Genomic DNA, 21,028 nt, shown 5'->3' with positions numbered 1-21,028 from the left:
GCGGGTCCCGAGACGGGGCCTCAGGCGGCGGAGTCGGTGCGGGTTCCGCTGCTCCCGGTCGCCCCGGCGGCGCGGCGGGCGGCCGCGGCGCGCATCGCCCGCGCGCTGGTCTGGCGCAGGGTGAGCGCGCGGTAGACGTAGTCGAGGCCGGTCAGCACGGTCAGCAGCACCGCGGCGCCCATGACCCACCACCGGGCGCTGGCGAGCAGGCCGGTCAGCGGCAGGATGTAGAGCGCGATGGCCAGTGCCTGGACGACGGTCTTCGCCTTGCCGCCCCGGCTGGCCGCGATCACCCCGTGGCGGATGACCCAGAAGCGCAGCAGCGTCACCGCGACCTCGCGGGCGAGGATGACCACGGTGACCCACCACGGGAGCAGGGCAAGGATCGACAGCGCCACCAGCGCCGTGCCGGTCAGCGCCTTGTCGGCGATCGGGTCGGCCAGCTTGCCGAACTCGGTGACCTGGCCGGTCCTGCGGGCGATCATCCCGTCGTAGCGGTCGGTGATGATCGCGGTGGCGAAGACCAGCGTGGCCCAGTACCGGTCCGCGTCGTCCAGGCCGCTGTGCTGGAGCAGGAGGACGGCGAAGACCGGCACCAGGGCCAGCCGCAGGACGGTGAGCGCGTTCGGGAGGTTGACCAGCTTCGCCGACTGCGGCGGTGTCGCGGCAGGGTCCGGGGCGACGTCGGTCACCCCGATCACCGCCCGGCCGGAGTGATCGCCGCCACCAGCGCCCGCGCGAGGAGGTCGATGCCCTCCGTGCCCACCACCTCGGCGTCGACGAGTTGTCCCGTGGCGGTTCCCCGCGGCACCCCGGCCACCGTCGTGGTGCCGTCGGCGTCGGGGTCCTGGTGCGCCGCGTGCCCGAGCCAGACCCCGGGACCTTCGGTGTCGGCGAGGTCCTCGGTGAGCAGCACCTCGACGCGCTCCCCGATGCGTTCCTCGGCCCGCTGCGCGGTGAGCTCCTCGACCAGATCGGTGATGCGGCGCACCCGGACGTCGATCTCCGTCTGGTCGAGCTTGCCGGGCAGCCCGGTCGCCTCGGTGCCCTCCTCGTCGGAGTAGCCGAAGACGCCGACGGCGTCCAGGCGGCCCTCGACGAGGAATCGCTCGAGCTCGGCGACGTCGTCCTCGGTCTCCCCGGGGAAGCCGAGGATGACGTTGGTCCGGAGCCGCCCGCGGCGCGAGGGAGCGCGCCCGGTCGATCAGGGCGAGGAAGTCGTCGGTGCCGCCGAAGCGCCGCATCCGGCGGAGCAGGGTCGGCGAGGAGTGCTGGAAGGACAGGTCGAAGTAGGGAGCCACCCCGTCCGTGCCCGCGATGACCTCGAGCAGGCCCGGCCGGAGCTCGGCCGGCTGCAGGTAGGCCACCCGGATCCGGGCGATGCCCTCGACCGCGGCCAGCTGCGGCAGCAGCCTCTCCAGCGAGCGGAGATCGCCGATGTCCTTGCCGTAGGACGTCGAGTTCTCGCTGACCAGCACCAGCTCCCGCACGCCCTGGGCGGCCAGCCACTGCGCCTCGCCGAGCACCTCGGCCGGCGGGCGGGAGACGAACGCGCCGCGGAACGCCGGGATGGCGCAGAACGCGCAGCGCCGGTCGCAGCCCGACGCCAGCTTCAGCGCCGCGGTGGGGCCGGAGGCGAGGCGCTTCCGGCGGAGCCAGTCGTGGCCGGGGATGACGGGGGCGTCCGCGGCGGCGGTGGCGGCCGACCGTTGCACCGGGCTGATCGGCAGCAGCGTGCGCCGGTCGCGCGGGGTGTGCGGCACGAGCGGGCGGCCGGCCAGGACGTCGTCCAACCGGTCGCCGATCGCGGCGTAGTCGTCGAAGCCGAGCACCGTGGCCTCGGGCAGCGCGCCGGCCAGCTCGGAGCCGTAGCGCTCGGCCATGCAGCCCACCGCCACCACGGAGGCGCCGGAGTCCGTGGCCGCCAGGATCGCGTCGACCGAGTCCTTCTTGGCGTTCTCGATGAACCCGCAGGTGTTCACGAGGACCGCGTCGGCACCCTCGGCGTCGTCCACCAGGTCGTAGCCGTCGGCGGCCAGCCGGCCGGCGAGCTCCTCGGAGTCGACTTCGTTGCGCGCGCAGCCGAGGGTCAGCACCGCCACTTTCCGGGCAGGGCGGGGCACGACGGTCACCGTGCCCATCGTAGTCGGCGCGGGCCGGCTCGCCCGTTGCGGGACGGTGGCAGGCGTCTCAGCCTTCTCCCCCGCCACCCCGCAGGGTGAACAGCACCGATTCCAGCTCGTCGGGCTTGATGAGGACGTCACGGGCCTTGGAACCCTCGGAGGGGCCGACGATGCCGCGGCTCTCTATGAGGTCCATGAGCCGGCCGGCCTTCGCGAAGCCCACCCGCAGCTTGCGCTGCAGCATGGACGTCGACCCGAACTGGCTGGTGACGATCAGCTCGACGGCCTGCACGAGCAGGTCGAGGTCACCGCCGATGTCCTCGTCGATCTCCTTCTTCTCGCCGGCCGCGGCGGTGAAGACCTCTTCCCGGTACTCGGGCTCGGCCTGCCGCTTGGTGAACTCGACGACCGCCTCGATCTCGGTGTCCGAGACGTAGGCGCCCTGCACGCGCATGGGCTTGCCGGCGCCGATCGGGAGGAACAGCGCGTCGCCCATGCCGATCAGCTTCTCCGCACCCGGCTGGTCGAGGATGACCCGGCTGTCGGTGAGGCTGGAGGTCGAGAACGCCAGCCGCGAGGGCACGTTGGCCTTGATCAGGCCGGTGACCACGTCGACCGACGGTCGCTGGGTCGCGAGCACGAGGTGGATGCCGGCGGCACGGGCCTTCTGCGTGATGCGGACGATCGACTCCTCGACGTCCCGGGGCGCCACCATCATCAGGTCGGCGAGCTCGTCGACGATGGTGAGGATGTACGGGTAGGGCTGGTAGACCCGCTCGCTGCCGGGCGGTGCGGTGATCTCGCCCTTCTCCACCTTGCGGTTGAAGTCGTCGATGTGCCGGACGCCGGTCGCCCGCATGTCCTGGTAGCGCTGCTCCATCTCCTCGACCAGCCAGGCCAGCGCGGTGGCTGCCTTCTTCGGGTCGGTGATGATCGGCGTGATCAGGTGCGGGATGCCGTCGTAGGGCGTCAGCTCGACCATCTTCGGGTCGACCAGGATCATCCGCAGCTGCTCGGGCGCGGCACGCAGGAGCAGCGAGGTCAGCAGCGAGTTGATGCAGCTGGACTTGCCGGCACCGGTGGCGCCGGCGACGAGCAGGTGGGGCATCTTCGCCAGGTTGGCGCAGACGAACCCGCCCTCGATGTCCTTGCCGAGCCCGACCAGCATCGGGTGCGGGTCCTGCTTGGCCGCCTGCGAGCGCATGACGTCGCCCAGCGACACGGTCTCGCGGTCGGTGTTGGGCACCTCGACGCCCACCGCCGACTTGCCGGGGATGGGCGCGAGGATCCGGATGTTGTCGTTGGCCACCGCGTAGGCGAGGTTCTTGGTCAGCGCGGTGATCTTCTCGACCTTCACGCCCTGGCCGAGCTCGACCTCGTAGCGGGTGACCGTCGGGCCACGGGTGAAGCCGGTGACCGCGGCGTCGACGTTGAACTGCTCGAGGACGCCGGTGATCGCCTCGATGGCGACGTCGTTGGACTTCGACCGCGCCCGCGGCGGCGTGCCCGGCCGGAGGATGGTCAGCGAGGGCAGCACGTAGTTGCCGGCGACCGGCTGGATGGACAGCTGCTCGGGCTCGGTGATCGGCGGCAGGTCCTCCGGCGGCGCGGTGCGGTCCTCCACCGGCGGGCGCGGCGTGGGGGCGCGCAGCTCGGTGTGCTCGCCCTCGGTGGTGCGGGTCGCCTCGGGCGCGGCGTCGAAGGCGGCGTGGTCGATGGGCCCGGTGGTGAGCAGGTCCTCCGACAGCTTGCGGCGGCCGCGGCGCCCGGTCGGCGCCGCCTCCTCGTCGTCCTCCTCGTCGTACTCCTCGTCGTAGTCGTCGTACTCGTTCCGGCCCAGGAGCCGGTCGGTCAGCTCGCGCAGCCGCTCGGGGATCTGGTGGACCGGTGTCGCGGTGATGACGAGCAGTCCGAAGAAGGCCAGCAGGGCGAGCAGGGCGACGGTGACGACGCTGCCGATGCCGGCCGTCAGCGGCGTGCCGACGGCCCAGCCGACCAGCCCGCCGGAGCCCGGCCGCCCGGCCTGCGGGTCCGCCGGCGTGCCGAGGACGTGCGCGATGCCGAGCACGGACGCCACGGTGCACAGCCAGCCGATGGCCAGCCGGCCGCGCGCCTCGGGTCGCGGTCCGCGGCGGAGCAGCCGGATGGCCGCGAAGAACAGGACGACGGGCAGCACCATGACCAGCGACCCGACGATCCAGCGGACGCCCTGCGCCAGACCGAGGCCCACCGGGCCGATGCCGTTGCTCCAGGCGGCCGCGCCCAGGACGATCGCCAGGCCGAGCACCGCCAGGCCCACACCGTCGCGGCGGTGCTCGGGAGCCAGCGGTTCGGCCTCCTCCGGGCGGGCGACGGAGCGGGCGAGTCCGCCGGCGCCGCGGGCCAGCAGGTTCCAGCCGCCGCTGATCACTCCCCACAGCCCTCCGGAGTTGTTCTTCCGGGCGGGGGGACGGCGGTTGGTGGAGCGCTTGGCGGCCGGACGCTTCTTGCTCGCAGCCGTCGATCCGGAGCGGCTGCGTGGGGACGCCGGCCGACGGTTCGACGTGGTGCGGGCAGGCATGTGTCGGACGGTAATCGCCTTCGGCGCCCGGATCGGGCAGGCCGGAGCTCGTGTCCCGGGCAGGTGATCCAGCCCCTAACGTCACAGACATGATCCCGCTCCCCCTGGCAGCTGGCCCAGCCCGATCACGTCGGAGCTCGTCGTCCGGGCCGCGGCCCGGCTCGGCGAGGTGCTCGTGGACGGGGCCGACGTGTGGTGGTCGGAGTCCCGGCCGGCCGAGGGCGGTCGCTCGGTGATCGTCCGGCGCTCGGCCGACGGCACGGTGGCCGACGTGCTGGCGCCGCCGTGGAACGCGCGCACCCGGGTGCACGAGTACGGCGGCGGCGCCTGGACTGTGTCGGCCGGGACGCTGTGGTTCACCGAGTTCTCCGACCAGCGGCTGTACCGGCTCGCCCCGGGAGCCGGTGCCCCGCAGCCGGTCACGCCGGAGCCGGCCGTGCCGGCCGGGCTCCGGTACGCCGACGTCACGGCGACCCCGCTGGGCGTGCTGGCCGTGCGTGAGCACCACCCGGAGGGAAGCGGTGCGAGCGAGGTCGTGAACGAGATCGTGCGGATCACCGCCGACGGCGAGGCCGAGGTCCTCGTGAGCGGACCGGACTTCGTGAGCGATCCCCGTCCCTCCCCCGACGGCCGGCACCTCGCCTGGCTGCAGTGGAACCACCCGCACATGCCCTGGGACGCAGCAGGACTCGTCGTCCGCGGACCCGACGGAACCGACACGGTCGTCGCGGGCGGGCCCGGCGAGTCCGTCGTCCAGCCGGTGTGGGGCACCGACGGGAGCCTGTGGTTCCTGTGCGACCGCACCGACCGCTGGTCGCTGTACCGCCGTCATCCGCACGGTGGGATCGAACTGGCCCTCGACGTGGGCAGCGACATCGCCGGACCGCAGTGGGTGTTCGGGGCCAGCCGCTACGCACTGCTGGACGACGGCCGCCCGGTCGTCGCCTACAGCGGCGCGGGCGGCGACCGGCTGGGCGTCGTCGAGGACCGCGGCGTGCGCGCGCTCGACCTGCCGTTCACGGTCTTCCGCTACGTGACCGCACAGGGCGGGTCGGTCGTGTGCGTGGCGGCGAGCCCGACCACCGAGCCCGTCGTGCTGCGGGTCGACGTGGACGGCGGGCAGTTCGATGTCCTCCGGCCGGCCCGGGACCTGGGGTTGAACCCGGCGTGGTTCTCCGTGCCCGAGCACGTGACCTTCCCGACCGAGGACCGGGGCACCGGCATCGACCGGGCCCACGCGCTGGTCTACCCGCCGACGAACCCACAGGTCCCGGCGTCCGGTGCTCTCCCGCCGCTCATGGTGGTGGTGCACGGCGGGCCAACGGCCAACGCCGTCCCCGTACTGAATCTCGAGGTCCAGTACTGGACCTCGCGCGGGTTCTGCGTCGCCGACGTCGACTACCGCGGCTCTACCAGCTACGGACGGCGGTACCGCGAGGCGCTGAAGGGGCGCTGGGGCGTCGTGGACCTCGACGACGTGGTGGCCTGCGCCCGCTTCCTGGCCGACAGCGGACGGGTGGACCCGGCCCGCATGGCCATCCGCGGCGGCTCGGCGGGCGGCTACACGACGCTCGCCGCGCTCACCATGCGACCGGGCGTCTTCTCCGCAGGGGCCAGCCACTACGGAGTCGCCGACCTCGGCGCACTCGCTGCCGAGACGCACAAGTTCGAGTCGCGCTACCTCGACGGCCTCGTAGCCCCGTGGCCCGACGGTGCCGACGTGTACGCGCAGCGCTCCCCGATCAACCACGTCGACGCCCTCGACACCCCGCTCGCGGTCTTCCAGGGCGAGGAGGACGCCGTGGTGCCGCCGGACCAGGCCGAGGCGATCGTGGCGGCGCTGCGGGCCAAGGGCGTGCCGCACGCCTACCTGCTGTTCCCCGGTGAGCAGCACGGCTTCCGTCGGGCGGAGAACATCCGTGCGGCCCTGGACGGCGAGCTGTCGTTCTACGCCCAGGTGTGGGGCTTCCAGCTCCCTGCCGACGAGCGGATCGAGCCGATCGAGGTCATCCGGTAGCGGAGCCCTGGCGGCCGGTGTCCTGCGCTCCGCGCCTCCGTCAGACCTCGAGGACCGTCGGGATGATCATCGGCCGGCGGCGGTAGGTGTCCGACACCCACTTGCCGATGGTGCGGCGGATGACCTGCGAGAGCCGGTGCGGGTCGACGTCGTCGTCCTCGAGGGCCCGCTTGAGGTTCTCCTCGACCAGCTGCAGGGCCCCGTCGAAGGCACCGGGGTCGTCGGAGAACCCGCGGGTGGACAGGTGCAGGTCCCGCACGATGGTCCGCGTGGAGAGCTCGATGACGACGGTGAGGGCCACGAAGCCCTCGTCGCCGAGGATGCGCCGGGCCTGCAGCGACTCCTCCCCCACGTCGCCGACGTTGAGCCCGTCGACGTAGACGTCGCCGATCGGCACGCTGCCCACGATGGCCGCCTTGCCGTCGACCAGGTCGACCACCACGCCGTCCTCGGCCAACAGCACCTGGTCGCGCGTCATGCCGGTCTCCAGCGCCAGCGCGGCGTGCGCCCGCAGGTGGCGCCACTCGCCGTGCACCGGCATGAGGTAGCGCGGCTTGGCGACGTTGAGCAGGGTGCGCAGCTCGCCGGCCGGCGCGTGGCCGGACACGTGCACCCGCGCCGTCTCCTTGTGCACGACGGTGGCGCCGAGGCGGGCCAACCCGTTGATCACCTTGTACACGGCGGTCTCGTTGCCCGGCACCAGGGACGAGGCCAGGACCACGGTGTCGCCGGACTCGATGGTGACCTGGTGGTGCTCGCCACGGGCCATGCGGCCCAGCGCCGAGAGCGGCTCGCCCTGGGAACCGGTGCTGACCAGCACCACCTGCTCGGGCGGCATGGCGGCAGCCTCGTCCAGGGACACCATCAGGCCGGGAGCGACCCGGAGCAGGCCGAGGTCGCGGGCGACGCCCATGTTGCGGACCATCGACCGGCCGACGAAGGCGACCTTGCGGCGATGCATCTGCGCGGCGTCGAGGACCTGCTGGATGCGGTGCACGTGGCTGGCGAAGCTGGAGACGATCAGCCGCTGGGTGGCCCGGGCGAAGACGTCCTCGAGCACGGGGCCGATCGAGCGTTCGGGGGTCACGAAGCCGGGGACCTCGGCGTTCGTCGAGTCCGACAGCAGCAGGTCGATGCCGCTCATGCCGAGCCGGGCGAAGGCGCCCAGGTCGGTGAGGACGCCGTCCAGCGGCAGCTGGTCCATCTTGAAGTCGCCGGTGTGCACGAGCACGCCGGCGGGCGTGTGCACGGCGACCGCCAGGGCGTCGGGGATCGAGTGGTTGACCGAGATGAACTCGCAGTGGAACGGCCCGACCAGGTGGTCGTCGCCCGCCGCGACCTCGACCAGCGTCGGGTCGATGCGGTGCTCGCGCAGCTTGGCGGCGACCAGCGCGAGGGTGAACCGGGACCCGACGAGCGGGATGTCGCCGCGCAGCCGCAGCAGGTAGGGCAGAGCCCCGATGTGGTCCTCGTGCCCGTGGGTCAGGACGACGGCGGTGATATCGTCGAGGCGGTGCTCGATGACCCCGAAGTCGGGGAGGATCAGGTCGACGCCCGGCTGCTCGGCCTCGGGGAACAGCACGCCGCAGTCGATGACCAGCAGCTGCCCGTCGAACTCGAGAACCGCCATGTTGCGGCCGATCTCGCCCAGGCCGCCGAGCGCCATGACCCGGAGGCCGCCCTCGGGCAGCGGCGGCGGGGCCTTCAGGTCCAAGTGCGGCTGCGTCACCTGACCGCTCACGAGTCCTCCTCGCCGGCGCTCGTCGGCCGCGTTCGCGCAGCTGCTGTGCTCATCGGTGAGCTCGCGAGCTCGCTCACAGCGCGACACCCCCGGCCGCCAGGTCGGTCCGGAGCCGGGCCAGCTCCTCGGGTGTCGCGTCGACCAGCGGCGGGCGCACCGGCCCGGACGGCAGGCCCATCGCGTTCAGAGCGGCCTTGATCATCATCGCGCCCTGGCCGCCGCCCATCACCCCGGTGTAGACCGGCAGGAGGCTCTCGTTGACCGCGCGCGCCTTGACCAGGTCGCCGGACTCGACGGCGGCGATCAGCTCCGCGAGCCGCGGGCCGACCAGGTGGCCGACGACGCTGACCACACCGACGGCGCCCATCGCCAGCAGCGGGAGGTTGAGCATGTCCTCGCCGCTGTAGTACGCGAGGTCGGTGCGGGCGAGGGTCCACGCGACGTCCCCGAGGTTGCCCTTGGCGTCCTTCACGGCCACGATCCGCGGGTGCTCGGCCAGCCGGACGAGCGTGTCGACCTGGATCGGCACGATCGACCGGGGCGGGATGTCGTAGAGCATCACCGGGCGGTCGGTGGCGTCGGCGATCGCGGTGAAGTGACGGAGCAGGCCGGCCTGGGGCGGCCGGTTGTAGTACGGGGTGACCGCCAGCAGGCCGTGCACGCCCAGCTCCGCTGCCGATCGCGCCCGCTCGATGGAGTGCGCCGTGTCGTACGTGCCGACGCCGGCGACCACGGTGGCGCGGTCACCCACGGCGTCCATCACCGCCTCGAGGACGGCGTGCTGCTCGCCGTCGCTCATCGTCGGGGCCTCACCGGTCGTGCCCATGACGACCAGGCCGTCGTGGGACTGCCGGTCGACCAGGTGCGCCGCGAGCTCCTGGGCACCGGCGAGGTCGATCGACCCGTCCTCGGCGAGCGGGGTCACCATCGCGGTGAGCACGCGCCCGAACGGCCGGGCGGGGTCGGTGGTCATGGTGCGAATCTACCGAGCCGCGGACCGCACGTACTCCGACACCGCGAACCGCAGGCCCGTGGACGACGTCGTCCACCCGTCGGCGGGGGTCCGCTGCTCGAGCCGCCAGCCGTCGTCGAGGCCCGGCGCCCAGGTGTCACCGTCGACGGACAGGTCGACGTCGGTCACCACGGCCCGGTCGGCGTGCGGCAGGAACTCGGCGTAGACGGTGCCGCCGCCGATCACCCAGAACGCGTCGTGCTCGCCGAGGACCTGCGGCACCGACGTGGCCGTCCGGGCGCCGTCCGCCGTCCAGCCGCGGTCGGAGGTGAGGACGACGTTGGTGCGGCCGGGAAGTGGGCGGAACCGCGCGGGCAGCGACTCCCAGGTGCGCCGGCCCATGACGACGGTGGAGCCCGTCGTGAGTCGCCTGAACAGCGCGAGGTCCTCGGGCAGGTGCCACGGCAGCCCGCCGTCGACGCCGATCACGCCGCCGCGGGCCTGCGCCCAGACCAGTCCGACGCTCACACCGCCACTGCCGCCCGGATCGCCGGGTGGTGCTGGTAGTCGTGCACCGTGAAGTGCTCGTACGTGTAGTCGAACAGCGACGCTGCCGACGCCACCTCCAGCGTCGGGAACGGCAGCACCTCGCGGGAGAGCTGCTCGGTCACCTGCGCGGTGTGGTTGCGGTAGATGTGGCAGTCGCCGCCGACCCAGACGAAGTCGCCGGGGGCCAGCCCGACCTGGTCGGCGACCATGCGGGTGAGCAGCGCATAGCTCGCGATGTTGAACGGGACCCCGAGGAACATGTCGGCGCTGCGCTGGTAGAGCTGGCAGGAGAGCTTGCCGTCGGCGACGTAGAACTGGAAGAAGGCATGGCAGGGCGCCAGGGCCATGTCGGGCAGGGCGGCCACGTTCCAGGCGGACACGATCATGCGGCGGGAGTCGGGGTCGGACCGGAGGGTGTCGAGCAGGGTCGAGATCTGGTCGATGTGGCCGCCGTCGGGCGTGGGCCAGGACCGCCACTGGACGCCGTACACCGGCCCGAGTTCGCCGTCGGGCGAGGCCCACTCGTCCCAGATGGTGACGCCGTTGTCGCGCAGCCAGCCCACGTTGCTGTCGCCGCGCAGGAACCACAGCAGTTCGACGGCGATGGACTTGAAGTGCACCTTCTTCGTCGTCACCAGCGGGAAGCGCTCGGAGAGGTCGTAGCGCAGCCGCTCGCCGAAGAGGCTGACGGTGCCGGTGCCGGTGCGGTCCTGCTTCGGCGTGCCCTGCTCGAGGATGCGCCGCAGGAGGTCCTCGTACTGGGTGTCGATCGGTGTCACGCGCCGAGACTACGTTCGGGCACCGACGTCGCGGGAGCGCCGGCACCGCTCGTCACAGCCGCCTCAGCCCTCCCCGACCAGCGGGCTGGCGGCCACCTCGGTGCCGTCGGCGAGCGCGCTGATCCGGAAGTCGCCGAACGCGTTGCGGGCCACCCGCTGGAGCTCGCGCAGGCAGGCGACCGCGAGCTCGCGGATCTCGACGTCGGCGTGCTCGCTGGCCCGCATGGCGATGAAGTGCCGCCAGGCGCGGTAGTTGCCGGTGACGACGATGCGGGTCTCGGTCGCGTTGGGCAGGACCGAGCGGGCGGCCTGCCGGGCCTGCTTGCGACGGAGGGTGGCGTTGGGAACGTCGGCGAACCGTTTCTCGAGCCCCTCGAGCAGGTCGTCGTACGCGGTGAGCGCGGCGTCGGCGGCGGCGAGGAACCGCTCGTGGAGCTCCGGGTCCTCGGCGATGACGGCGGGCTCGACGAGGGCGGCGTCCCGCTCGGGGACGTAGCGCTGCGAGAGCTGGCTGTAGGAGAAGTGCCGGTGCCGGATCAGCTCGTGGGTCAGGGATCGGGAAACCCCGGTCAGGTACATGCTGACCGTGGCGTGCTCGAGCACCGAGAGGTGACCGACCTCGAGGATGTGCCGGAGGTAGCCGGCGTTGGTGGCGGTGGCCGGGTTCGGCTTGGTCCAGGACTGGTAGCACGCCCGGCCGGCGAACTCCGCGAGGGCCTGGCCGCCTTCGGCGTCGGCCTCCCAGGGGACGTCGTCCGGCGGCGTGAACTGCGTCTGGGCGATGACCTGGACCTTGAGCGGGACGATCTCGGGCACGTCGCCGAGCCTACGGCGGCCGACCCGGCAGACTGGCTGCGTGGACTGGTGGCGTCTCCTGGTCGCCGTCGTCGGTGGGCTGCTCCTGCTGTGGCTCCTGCTGCTGGCCCTGCTGTGGCGCGCCAGGACCGACGAGGTGACCGCCCGCGACGCGCTGCGCCTGCTGCCCGACGTGGTCCGGCTGGTCCGCCGCCTGGCCGCGGACGGGTCGCTGCCGCGGGGTGTGCGCGTCCGGCTGTGGCTCCTGCTGGGCTACCTGGTGATGCCGATCGACCTGGTGCCCGACGTCATCCCGGTACTGGGCTACGCCGACGACGTCGTGGTCGTGGCCTGGGCGCTGCGCTCGGTGGTGCGGGGCGCAGGAGCGGACGCCCTGGCCCGGCACTGGCCCGGGCAGCCCGCGGGCCTGGCGGTCGTCGCCCGCCTGGCCGGCGTCACGCCGGCGTGAGCCCCGCGCGGAGGCAGTCCGGCGCGAGATCACCACGGTCGGCGACGACGACGTCGTCCAGCTGCAGCCAGTCGGCCATGAGCCGCAGCTCGTCGCGCAGCTCCGCGGCGACCACCGCCCGATCGACGCCCTCCTCGGCGTGGGCGGCCTGCACGCGCAGGACGCCGTCCTTCCGGTCGGCCTTGAGGTCCACGCGACCGACGATCTCGTCGCCGAGGAGGAAGGGCAGCACGTAGTAGCCGTGCACCCGCTTGGCGGCGGGCGTGTAGATCTCGATGCGGTAGTGGAAGTCGAAGATGCGCGCGACCCGCGGGCGCTCCCAGATCAGCGAGTCGAACGGGCTGAGCAGCGCCCGCGCCCGGATCCACCGCGGCCGACGCGCCTGCGGATCGAGCCACGCCGGAGCGCCCCAGCCGGGGACCTCCACCGGTTGCAGTTCGCCGGCGTCGGACAGCTCGGCGATGGCCAGCCGTGCTGCCTCCGGCCGCAGCCGGAAGTAGTCGCGCAGGTCACGCTCGGTCGCGACGCCGAGGGCCCGGGCGGCCGTGCGCACCAGTTCGCGGACGGCCTCGGCCGGTTCCGGCGTCGGCGTCTCGAGGACCGCGGCCGGCAGCACCCGCTCGGTGAGGTCGTAGACCTTCTCGAACGCGGTCGTCCGGTGCGTCGCGGTGATGGCTCCGGTGAAGAAGAGCCATTCCAGGGCCACCTTGCCGGCGTGCCAGTTCCACATGGCGCCCGGCCGGTCGGGCCGGGGCTCGTCGAGGTCACTGGCCTTGAGCGGACCGGCCGCCCGCACCCGGTCGAGCACCTCCGCGACGTATCCGGGTCGCTCCCGCTGCAGCTGCACTATGTTGCCCCAGGCGTGCTGCTCGGCCGCCGCCATGCGCCAGCGGAGGAACGGGTGCAGGCGGACCGGGAGGAACGACGCCTCGTGGGCCCAGTACTCGAACACCACATGCCGCCGGGCGGTCAGGTCGTCGAGCGCGGCGCGCGGGTAGTCGCCCAGCCGGCTGAAGGCCGGCAGGTAGTGCGCCCGCGAGAGCACGTTGACCGAGTCGATCTGCACGACCGCCAACCGTTCGACCAACCGCCGCAGCTGCCGGACGCCCGCACCCGAGCCGGGGCGAGGGTCGGCGAAGCCCTGTGCGGCCAGCGCGATGCGCCGGGCCAGGGCTGCCGGCAGCCGCTCAGGAGCGCTCACGGTTCATGATCGTGCCCGGAGGGTGTGACATCCCGCCCGCTGTGCGGGGACTCAGGTCGGTTCGACCGGAGGCGCGCCGGCCTCCCGGCCGGGCAACGGCCGGCGCCGGGACCGCGACTCTGCGGTGATCACCCAGGCGACGGCGGCGATGATGACGGCGCCGCCGATGAGCACGTTCGAGGTCAGCGGCTCGGACAGGAACAGCGCACCCAGCGCCACCGCCACCGCGGGGTTGACGTAGGCATAGGTGGTGGCCAGGGAGAGCGGAGCCCTCGCCAGGAGCCACACGTAGGCGCTGTAGCCCACGACGCTGCCGACGAGGACCAGGTACCCGAAGGCGATCCAGGACGACGGCTCCGTGCGGCCGAGGTCGAGCCGGCCCCACTCCCCGCCGACCGAGCCGAGCAGCACCATCGTCGTGCCCCCGACGGCCATCTCCACGACGGTGCTGACGAAGGGATCGGCGGGCATCGGGCGCCGGGTCGCCAGCACCGTCCCGCAGGACCAGAGGAACGACGACAGACAGACCAGGAGGAGTGGGCCGAGCCGGGCCGCTCCCTGGACGCCCGGCAGCAGGAGCAGGGCGACACCGACGAGGCCGAGCAGCAGGCCGGCGACGGTTGCGACGGAGGGCCGGTCGCGCAGGGCCGCTCGCAGCAGCACCACCCACAGCGGCGTGCCCGCGATGAGCAGCGCAGCCAGTCCGGAGTCGACGTCCTGCTCCGCGACGGCGACCAGTCCGTTGCCGCCCACGAGCAGGAACAGGCCGCAGACCGACGCGGTGATCAGCTGCGCCCGGGTCATGGCGAACACCGCCGGCCCCCGGACGAGCAGCAGCGGGACCGTCAACACCAGGCCCGCGAGGAGGAAGCGGGCGCCCATGGCGACGAACGGCGGGAGGCCGCCCTCCACCACGTACTTGATCGCGAGGTAGGTGGACCCCCAGACCAGGTAGACCGTCCCCAGCGCCACGAGGACGCCCATGGTGACGGGGCGGTCGGGCGCTTCGGTCGCACCAGCGGAGGCGCGGGGTGCGGTGGCGGTCACCGGTCGATTGCAGCATCCGGGGCGGAGTGGTCGGTCGGCGCCTCCCCGGCCGACCTAGGCTTCCCGCGTGGACCCGACCTCGCCGTTCCCCCGCCTGACCGGGACGGCGGACGCGTCGGTCCGGCCTGCCCTTCCCGAGGACGCCGCGGAGATCGCCCGGATCCAGGTGGTCACCTGGCGGACGGCCTATCGCGCGGTGCTGCCGGCAGCGGTGCTGGACGAATGGGACGCCGAGGCCGCCGAGACGAGCTGGCGGCGCGCGGTGACGGCCCCGCCGACGCCGGGGCACGGCGTGCTCGTCGCGCTGGAGCGGAACACCGTCGTCGGCTTCGCGGCCTACGAGCCGCCCGAGCTGCCCGGTGGCGAGCGGCCCGACCCTGCGGGGCCCACCTCCGAGCTCTCGACGCTCCTGGTCGAACCACGGTGGGGACGCCGGGGCCATGGCAGCCGGCTGCTCGCGGCGGTCGCCGACCTGGCCCACGGCAGCGGCGCCGCCCGCCTGCAGACCTGGCTGCTCGAGGAGGACCGGGTATCGGCGGGGTTCTACGAGTCGGCCGGCTGGGCGCCGGACGGCTGGGCACGGACGCTGGAGACCGGTGGGGCACCGTTGCGGGAGATCCGCTGGCACGCCCTGCTCGACACGACGGCCGACGAGGGGGCGCCGTGAGCTTCGAGGGGTTTCCGGACGAGGGGCTGGTCTTCTACGAGGGCCTGGAGGCGGACAACACCAAGACGTACTGGACGCGCAACAAGGCGGCCTACGACGCGCACGTGAAGGCGCCCATCGTCTCCCTGACAGATGAGCTGGCGCCCGAGTTCGGGCCCGCCAAGGTCTTCCGCCCGTACCGGGACGTGCGCTTCAGCAACGACAAGACGCCCTACAAGACGCACCAGGGCGCGGTCGTCCACCCCGAGGGCGGCTGCGGGGCCTGGTACGTGCAGATCTCGGCCGACGGGTTGCGGGTGTCGGGCGGCTGCTGGCGGCTGGAGTCCGACCAGGTGGCGCGGTACCGGCGCGCTGTGGCCGACGACGTGCAGGGGCCGCGGCTGGAGCAGGAGGTCGCCCGTCTGGCGGGCTCCGGCTGGGAGATCGAGGGTGAACGGCTCACCCGCGTCCCGGCGGGCCATGTCGCGGATGCGCCGCGGGTGGAGCTCCTCAAGCACAAGTCCCTGTACGCCTCGCGGACGTGGGAGCCCACCGAGTGGCTGCACACGCGGCAGGTGCTCGACGCGGTCCGCGACGCCTGGCGGGACCTGCGCCCGCTGAACGTGTGGCTGGACGACAACGTCGGCGCGACGGCGAGGGAACCGCGCCGGCGCTGAGCTTGGGGAAATGCGAAGGGCCCCAGCCTGGTGGCTGGGGCCCTTTCGGAATGGTTGTCCGGCGGCGTCCTACTCTCCCACCCCGTCTCCGGGGCAGTACCATCGGCGCTGAGAGGCTTAGCTTCCGGGTTCGGAATGTTGCCGGGCGTTTCCCTCTCGCCATGGCCGCCGTAACGCTGTGAACATGTCCTCACACCTCCGGTGGGGAACCGGGATGGTTGGTGGTTCAGAACCGCACAGTGGACGCGACTTTCTTCTTGTTGTGACTTGACTAGGTGTTCTTGCCCCACCCGGGGTGGGGGTGTGTGGTCAAGTCCTCGGCCTGTTAGTACCGGTCAGCTGCACACCTTGCGGTGCTTCCACTTCCGGCCTATCAACCCGCTGGTCTGGGCGGGGGCCTTACCCGGTTGTCCCGGTGAGAGACCTCATCTTGAAGCGAGCTTCCCGCTTAGATGCTTTCAGCGGTTATCCCTGCCGAACGTAGCCAACCAGCAGTGCACCTGGCGGTACAACTGGCACACCAGAGGTTCGTCCGTCCCGGTCCTCTCGTACTAGGGACAGCTCTTCTCAAGTCTCTTACGCGCACGGCGGATAGGGACCGAACTGTCTCACGACGTTCTAAACCCAGCTCGCGTACCGCTTTAATGGGCGAACAGCCCAACCCTTGGGACCTACTCCAGCCCCAGGATGCGACGAGCCGACATCGAGGTGCCAAACCATCCCGTCGATATGGACTCTTGGGGAAGATCAGCCTGTTATCCCCGGGGTACCTTTTATCCGTTGAGCGACACCGCTTCCACATGCCGGTGCCGGGTCACTAGTCCCAGCTTTGCTCCTGCTCGACCCGTCGGTCTCACAGTCAAGCTCCCTTGTGCACTTGCACTCGACACCTGATTGCCAACCAGGCTGAGGGAACCTTTGGGCGCCTCCGTTACATTTTGGGAGGCAACCGCCCCAGTTAAACTACCCACCTGACACTGTTCCTGATCCGGATCACGGACCGAGGTTAGACATCCAATTCGACCAGAGTGGTATTTCAACGGCGACTCCACCGACACTGGCGTGCCCGCTTCACAGTCTCCCACCTATCCTACACAAGCCGAACCGAACACCAATATCGAGCTATAGTAAAGGTCCCGGGGTCTTTCCGTCCTGCCGCGCGTAACGAGCATCTTTACTCGTAGTGCAATTTCGCCGAGCCTGTGGTTGAGACAGCCGAGAAGTCGTTACGCCATTCGTGCAGGTCGGAACTTACCCGACAAGGAATTTCGCTACCTTAGGATGGTTATAGTTACCACCGCCGTTTACTGGCGCTTGAGTTCTGAGCTTCGCCTTGCGGCTGACCCGTCCCCTTAACGTTCCAGCACCGGGCAGGCGTCAGTCCGTATACATCGTCTTACGACTTCGCACGGACCTGTGTTTTTAGTAAACAGTCGCTTCTCACTGGTCTCTGCGGCCGGCTACCGCTGCCCACCGCGAGGGTGTTGACGGTCTCCGGCCCCCCTTCTCCCGAAGTTACGGGGGCATTTTGCCGAGTTCCTTAACCACAGTTCGCTCGATCGCCTCGGTATTCTCTACCTGACCACCTGAGTTGGTTTGGGGTACGGGCCGCTCGGAACTCGCTAGAGGCTTTTCTCGGCAGCATAGGATCATCCCATTCGCCTCATTCGGCTATGCGTCAGGCCTCACCCTGTGTGCGGAACGGATTTGCCTGCTCCGCGGGCCACACCCTTGCACCGGTACTACCACTCACCGGTAGGACTACCTTCCTGCGTCACCCCATCGCTTGCCTACTACCAGTCCGGGTCCCGCGCTAGTCCCCGCGACGACCCTCGAAAGAGCCGGCACGGGTGTTCGGGCGGTTAGCATCGCTGGGTTCAGCATGGGCGTTCCTTCGCGGGTACGGGAATATCAACCCGTTGTCCATCGACTACGCCTGTCGGCCTCGCCTTAGGTCCCGACTCACCCTGGGCGGATTAGCCTGGCCCAGGAACCCTTGGTCTTCCGGCGGGGGAGGTTCTCACTCCCCTCTCGCTACTCATGCCTGCATTCTCACTCGTGCGGCCTCCACCACTCGGTCACCCGGTGGCTTCCACGGCCGCACGACGCTCCCCTACCCATCCACACACCTGGCCGCCGACCCAAGGCCGGCGGCGGGTTGTCTGTGTGAATGCCACGGCTTCGGCGGTGTGCTTGAGCCCCGCTACATTGTCGGCGCGGAACCACTTGACCAGTGAGCTATTACGCACTCTTTCAAGGGTGGCTGCTTCTAAGCCAACCTCCTGGTTGTCTCTGCGATCCCACATCCTTTTCCACTTAGCACACGCTTAGGGGCCTTAGCCGATGATCTGGGCTGTTTCCCTCTCGACTACGAACCTTATCGCCCGCAGTCTCACTGCCACGCTCTCACTTACCGGCATTCGGAGTTTGGTTGACGTCAGTAACCTTGTGGGGCCCATCGGCCATCCAGTGCTCTACCTCCGGCAAGAAACACGTGACGCTGCACCTAAATGCATTTCGGGGAGAACCAGCTATCACCGAGTTTGATTGGCCTTTCACCCCTACCCACAGCTCATCCCCCAGGTTTTCAACCCTGGTGGGTTCGGTCCTCCACGCGGTCTTACCCGCGCTTCAACCTGGCCATGGGTAGATCACTCGGCTTCGGGTCTAGGACACGCGACTGACTCGCCCTGTTCGGACTCGCTTTCGCTACGGCTACCCCCCACGGGTTAACCTCGCCACGTACCACTAACTCGCAGGCTCATTCTTCAAAAGGCACGCAATCACCCCCGCCGCCGAAACGACGAAGAGCTCTCACGGCTTGTAGGCACACGGTTTCAGGTACTATTTCACTCCCCTCCCGGGGTACTTTTCACCTTTCCCTCACGGTACTTGTCCGCTATCGGTCACCAGGGAGTATTCAGGCTTAGCGGGTGGTCCCGCCAGATTCACACCGAATTCCACGGGCTCGGTGCTACCTGGGAACACGCTCGGGAGGTGCACAGTTTTCGTGTACGGGGCTCTCACCCTCTACGGCGACCCCTTCCAGAGGCCTTCCACTAACACATGCACTTTCTCACTCCCCGTCCCTCCGGCAGAAGGAACTGAACGGTCCCACGACCCCGCCTGCACAACCCCTGCCGGGTATCACATGCAAACGGTTTAGCCTACCTCCGCTTTCGCTCGCCACTACTCACGGAATCACTGTTGTTTTCTCTTCCTGTGGGTACTGAGATGTTTCACTTCCCCACGTTCCCTCCACACGCCCTATGTGTTCAAGCGCGGGTCACACCACATGACTGGTGCGGGGTTCCCCCATTCGGAAATCCTCGGATCAACGCTCGGTTGACAGCTCCCCGAGGCTTATCGCAGCCTCCTACGTCCTTCATCGGCTCCTGGTGCCAAGGCATCCACCGTGCGCCCTTAACAACTTGGCCACACAAAAACACCGCACAACCACCCCCGGAAGAGAGACGATCGTGCGGGCCTACAAGAACTCTGCTAACCAGAGTCAAAAAGATGCTCGCGTCCACTGTGCAGTTCTCAACGACCAACCAGACACCCCCCACACGCCCCCACCAGACCCGCGACCCCCCGGAGACACGACGGTATGAGGAACAGGGAGGCCCTGACCTCCAAGACAACGACACACCCCCCGCAGGAGATGGCCCGCTCCCTCAGGACCCAACAGCGCGCCTACGACCAGCCACCCACCCGGCACCACGTTCCACACCCACCCCCAGAGGGGGAGCCGTACTAGCGGCGACCGACAGGCACCGGCCGAACTGGTCAGCGTTCCACCCTCGAGCACTGTCACCAGGCACCAGCAGCCACCCGGTAGTGGGCGACCGTCACGGCCCGAGCACAGCTCTGGACCACACCCCCACACGGGGCGCGGCCAGTGCTCCTTAGAAAGGAGGTGATCCAGCCGCACCTTCCGGTACGGCTACCTTGTTACGACTTCGTCCCAATCGCCGATCCCGCCTTCGACGGCTCCCTCCACAAGGGTTGGGCCACCGGCTTCGGGCGTTACCGACTTTCGTGACGTGACGGGCGGTGTGTACAAGGCCCGGGAACGTATTCACCGCAGCGTTGCTGATCTGCGATTACTAGCGACTCCAACTTCATGGGGTCGAGTTGCAGACCCCAATCCGAACTGAGACCGGCTTTTTGGGATTCGCTCCACCTCACGGTATCGCAGCCCTTTGTACCGGCCATTGTAGCATGTTTGCAGCCCTAGACATAAGGGGCATGATGATTTGACGTCATCCCCACCTTCCTCCGAGTTGACCCCGGCAGTCTCCTATGAGTCCCCACCATCACGTGCTGGCAACATAGGACGAGGGTTGCGCTCGTTGCGGGACTTAACCCAACATCTCACGACACGAGCTGACGACAACCATGCACCACCTGTGCACGGCCCTTACGGACCCCCCATCTCTGGGAGATTTCCGTGCATGTCAAGCCTAGGTAAGGTTCTTCGCGTTGCATCGAATTAAGCAACATGCTCCGCCGCTTGTGCGGGCCCCCGTCAATTCCTTTGAGTTTTAGCCTTGCGGCCGTACTCCCCAGGCGGGGCGCTTAATGCGTTAGCTGCGGCACGGAACTCGTGGAATGAGCCCCACACCTAGCGCCCAACGTTTACGGCGTGGACTACCAGGGTATCTAATCCTGTTCGCTCCCCACGCTTTCGCTCCTCAGCGTCAGTTGTTGCCCAGAGACCCGCCTTCGCCACCGGTGTTCCTCCTGATATCTGCGCATTTCACCGCTACACCAGGAATTCCAGTCTCCCCTGCAACACTCCAGTTTGCTCGTATCGACTGCAGACCCGAGGTTGAGCCTCGGGATTTCACAGCCGACGCAACAAACCGCCTACGAGCTCTTTACGCCCAATAATTCCGGACAACGCTTGCACCCTACGTATTACCGCGGCTGCTGGCACGTAGTTGGCCGGTGCTTCTTCTGCAGGTACCGTCACTTCCGCTTCGTCCCTGCTGAAAGAGGTTTACAACCCGAAGGCCGTCATCCCCCACGCGGCGTCGCTGCGTCAGGCTTCCGCCCATTGCGCAATATTCCCCACTGCTGCCTCCCGTAGGAGTCTGGGCCGTGTCTCAGTCCCAGTGTGGCCGGTCACCCTCTCAGGCCGGCTACCCGTCGTCGCCTTGGTAGGCCACTACCCCACCAACAAGCTGATAGGCCGCGGGCCCATCCCCAGCCGATAAATCTTTCCACCACCAGACCATGCGGTCAGCAGTCATATCCGGTATTAGCCCCAATTTCTTGGAGTTATCCCAGAGCCAGGGGCAGGTTGCCCACGTGTTACTCACCCGTTCGCCACTGATCCCCCACCGAAGCAGGTTCACCGTTCGACTTGCATGTGTTAAGCACGCCGCCAGCGTTCGTCCTGAGCCAGGATCAAACTCTCCGTAGATGTTTGAAACCGGCTGAGACCCCGAGCTGACACTCGGGTCA

13 protein-coding genes, 3 rRNA genes and 2 pseudogenes are annotated in these 21,028 nt (G+C 69.6%); 4 read left to right on the top strand and 14 right to left on the bottom strand.

Annotation, left to right across the window (positions count from 1 at the left end):
• Positions 1 to 20: 20 nt before the first annotated feature.
• From pgsA to MVA48_RS22185, 4 genes and pseudogenes are all read right to left on the bottom strand, one after another.
• Positions 21 to 626: pseudogene (gene pgsA, locus MVA48_RS22200) on the bottom strand (CDP-diacylglycerol--glycerol-3-phosphate 3-phosphatidyltransferase); the annotation flags it as partial.
• Between the two features lie 71 nt (positions 627 to 697).
• Positions 698 to 916, bottom strand: a complete 219-nt coding sequence (locus MVA48_RS22195) for a hypothetical protein (RefSeq protein ID WP_246989349.1) — start codon at positions 914 to 916, stop codon at positions 698 to 700.
• A gap of 328 nt (positions 917 to 1,244) precedes the next feature.
• Positions 1,245 to 2,141: pseudogene (locus MVA48_RS22190) on the bottom strand (radical SAM protein); the annotation flags it as partial.
• A gap of 49 nt (positions 2,142 to 2,190) precedes the next feature.
• Entirely contained in the window at positions 2,191 to 4,683 is a 2,493-nt protein-coding gene (locus MVA48_RS22185) for an FtsK/SpoIIIE family DNA translocase (RefSeq protein ID WP_305852276.1), read from the bottom strand.
• Between the two features lie 175 nt (positions 4,684 to 4,858).
• On the opposite strand from MVA48_RS22185, the gene MVA48_RS22180 reads away from it, so the two are divergent.
• Positions 4,859 to 6,700 carry an alpha/beta hydrolase family protein gene (locus MVA48_RS22180; protein ID WP_246983764.1) on the top strand — a complete coding sequence of 614 codons (1,842 nt, stop codon included), beginning with the start codon at positions 4,859 to 4,861 and terminating at the stop codon, positions 6,698 to 6,700.
• 40 nt (positions 6,701 to 6,740) lie between these two features.
• Here MVA48_RS22180 and MVA48_RS22175 read toward each other — a convergent pair whose 3' ends face one another.
• The 5 genes from MVA48_RS22175 to thyX form a co-directional block, all read right to left on the bottom strand.
• Complete coding sequence (locus tag MVA48_RS22175; RefSeq protein ID WP_305852275.1) at positions 6,741 to 8,441, bottom strand: ribonuclease J; 1,701 nt, start codon at positions 8,439 to 8,441, stop codon at positions 6,741 to 6,743.
• A 73-nt stretch (positions 8,442 to 8,514) separates the two neighbouring features.
• Positions 8,515 to 9,414 carry a 4-hydroxy-tetrahydrodipicolinate synthase gene (dapA, locus tag MVA48_RS22170; protein ID WP_246983762.1) on the bottom strand — a complete coding sequence of 300 codons (900 nt, stop codon included), beginning with the start codon at positions 9,412 to 9,414 and terminating at the stop codon, positions 8,515 to 8,517.
• A 9-nt stretch (positions 9,415 to 9,423) separates the two neighbouring features.
• Positions 9,424 to 9,921: a dihydrofolate reductase gene (locus MVA48_RS22165; RefSeq protein WP_246983754.1), complete on the bottom strand. Its 498-nt coding sequence runs from the start codon at positions 9,919 to 9,921 to the stop codon at positions 9,424 to 9,426.
• Positions 9,918 to 10,721: a thymidylate synthase gene (locus tag MVA48_RS22160; RefSeq protein ID WP_246983752.1), complete on the bottom strand. Its 804-nt coding sequence runs from the start codon at positions 10,719 to 10,721 to the stop codon at positions 9,918 to 9,920. Before MVA48_RS22160 ends, MVA48_RS22165 begins: the two co-directional genes overlap by 4 nt.
• A 63-nt stretch (positions 10,722 to 10,784) precedes the next feature.
• The gene (gene thyX / locus MVA48_RS22155; protein WP_246983750.1) at positions 10,785 to 11,537 is read right to left on the bottom strand and encodes an FAD-dependent thymidylate synthase; all 753 of its coding nucleotides are present in this window, start codon (positions 11,535 to 11,537) and stop codon (positions 10,785 to 10,787) included.
• A gap of 40 nt (positions 11,538 to 11,577) precedes the next feature.
• Here thyX and MVA48_RS22150 point away from each other — a divergent pair, with 40 nt between their 5' ends.
• Positions 11,578 to 11,985 (top strand): YkvA family protein, encoded by a 408-nt coding sequence (locus MVA48_RS22150; protein WP_246983747.1) that lies wholly within the window; start codon positions 11,578 to 11,580, stop codon positions 11,983 to 11,985.
• Here the strand turns inward: MVA48_RS22150 and MVA48_RS22145 are convergent.
• Together MVA48_RS22145 and MVA48_RS22140 are read right to left on the bottom strand one after the other, a co-directional pair.
• Positions 11,972 to 13,186, bottom strand: coding sequence for a winged helix-turn-helix domain-containing protein (locus MVA48_RS22145; protein WP_246983745.1), 1,215 nt, complete (start codon positions 13,184 to 13,186; stop codon positions 11,972 to 11,974). The genes MVA48_RS22150 and MVA48_RS22145 overlap by 14 nt on opposite strands.
• A 51-nt stretch (positions 13,187 to 13,237) precedes the next feature.
• Positions 13,238 to 14,233 (bottom strand): EamA family transporter, encoded by a 996-nt coding sequence (locus tag MVA48_RS22140; protein WP_246983743.1) that lies wholly within the window; start codon positions 14,231 to 14,233, stop codon positions 13,238 to 13,240.
• A 67-nt stretch (positions 14,234 to 14,300) separates the two neighbouring features.
• Here MVA48_RS22140 and MVA48_RS22135 point away from each other — a divergent pair, with 67 nt between their 5' ends.
• Together MVA48_RS22135 and MVA48_RS22130 are read left to right on the top strand one after the other, a co-directional pair.
• On the top strand, positions 14,301 to 14,900 hold the full coding sequence (locus tag MVA48_RS22135; RefSeq protein WP_246983735.1) for a GNAT family N-acetyltransferase: 600 nt from the start codon (positions 14,301 to 14,303) through the stop codon (positions 14,898 to 14,900).
• Positions 14,897 to 15,556, top strand: a complete 660-nt coding sequence (locus MVA48_RS22130) for a DUF2461 domain-containing protein (RefSeq protein ID WP_246983733.1) — start codon at positions 14,897 to 14,899, stop codon at positions 15,554 to 15,556. Before MVA48_RS22135 ends, MVA48_RS22130 begins: the two co-directional genes overlap by 4 nt.
• Positions 15,557 to 15,612: 56 nt before the next feature.
• Here the strand turns inward: MVA48_RS22130 and rrf are convergent.
• The 3 genes from rrf to MVA48_RS22115 form a co-directional block, all read right to left on the bottom strand.
• Positions 15,613 to 15,729: ribosomal RNA gene (rrf, locus tag MVA48_RS22125) — 5S ribosomal RNA — on the bottom strand.
• Positions 15,730 to 15,861: 132 nt separating this feature from the next.
• Positions 15,862 to 18,993, bottom strand: a 23S ribosomal RNA gene (locus MVA48_RS22120).
• 475 nt (positions 18,994 to 19,468) lie between these two features.
• A 16S ribosomal RNA gene (locus MVA48_RS22115) occupies positions 19,469 to 20,987 on the bottom strand.
• The 16S, 23S and 5S rRNA genes sit together here, the layout of an rRNA operon.
• Positions 20,988 to 21,028 lie beyond the last annotated feature (41 nt).

Origin of the sequence: Blastococcus sp. PRF04-17 (assembly GCF_023016265.1) — a bacterium.
In the GTDB taxonomy this organism is placed as follows: domain Bacteria; phylum Actinomycetota; class Actinomycetes; order Mycobacteriales; family Geodermatophilaceae; genus Blastococcus_B.
Note: the sequence above shows the minus strand (reverse complement) of the source record. Positions and strands in the feature narration are given on the sequence as shown.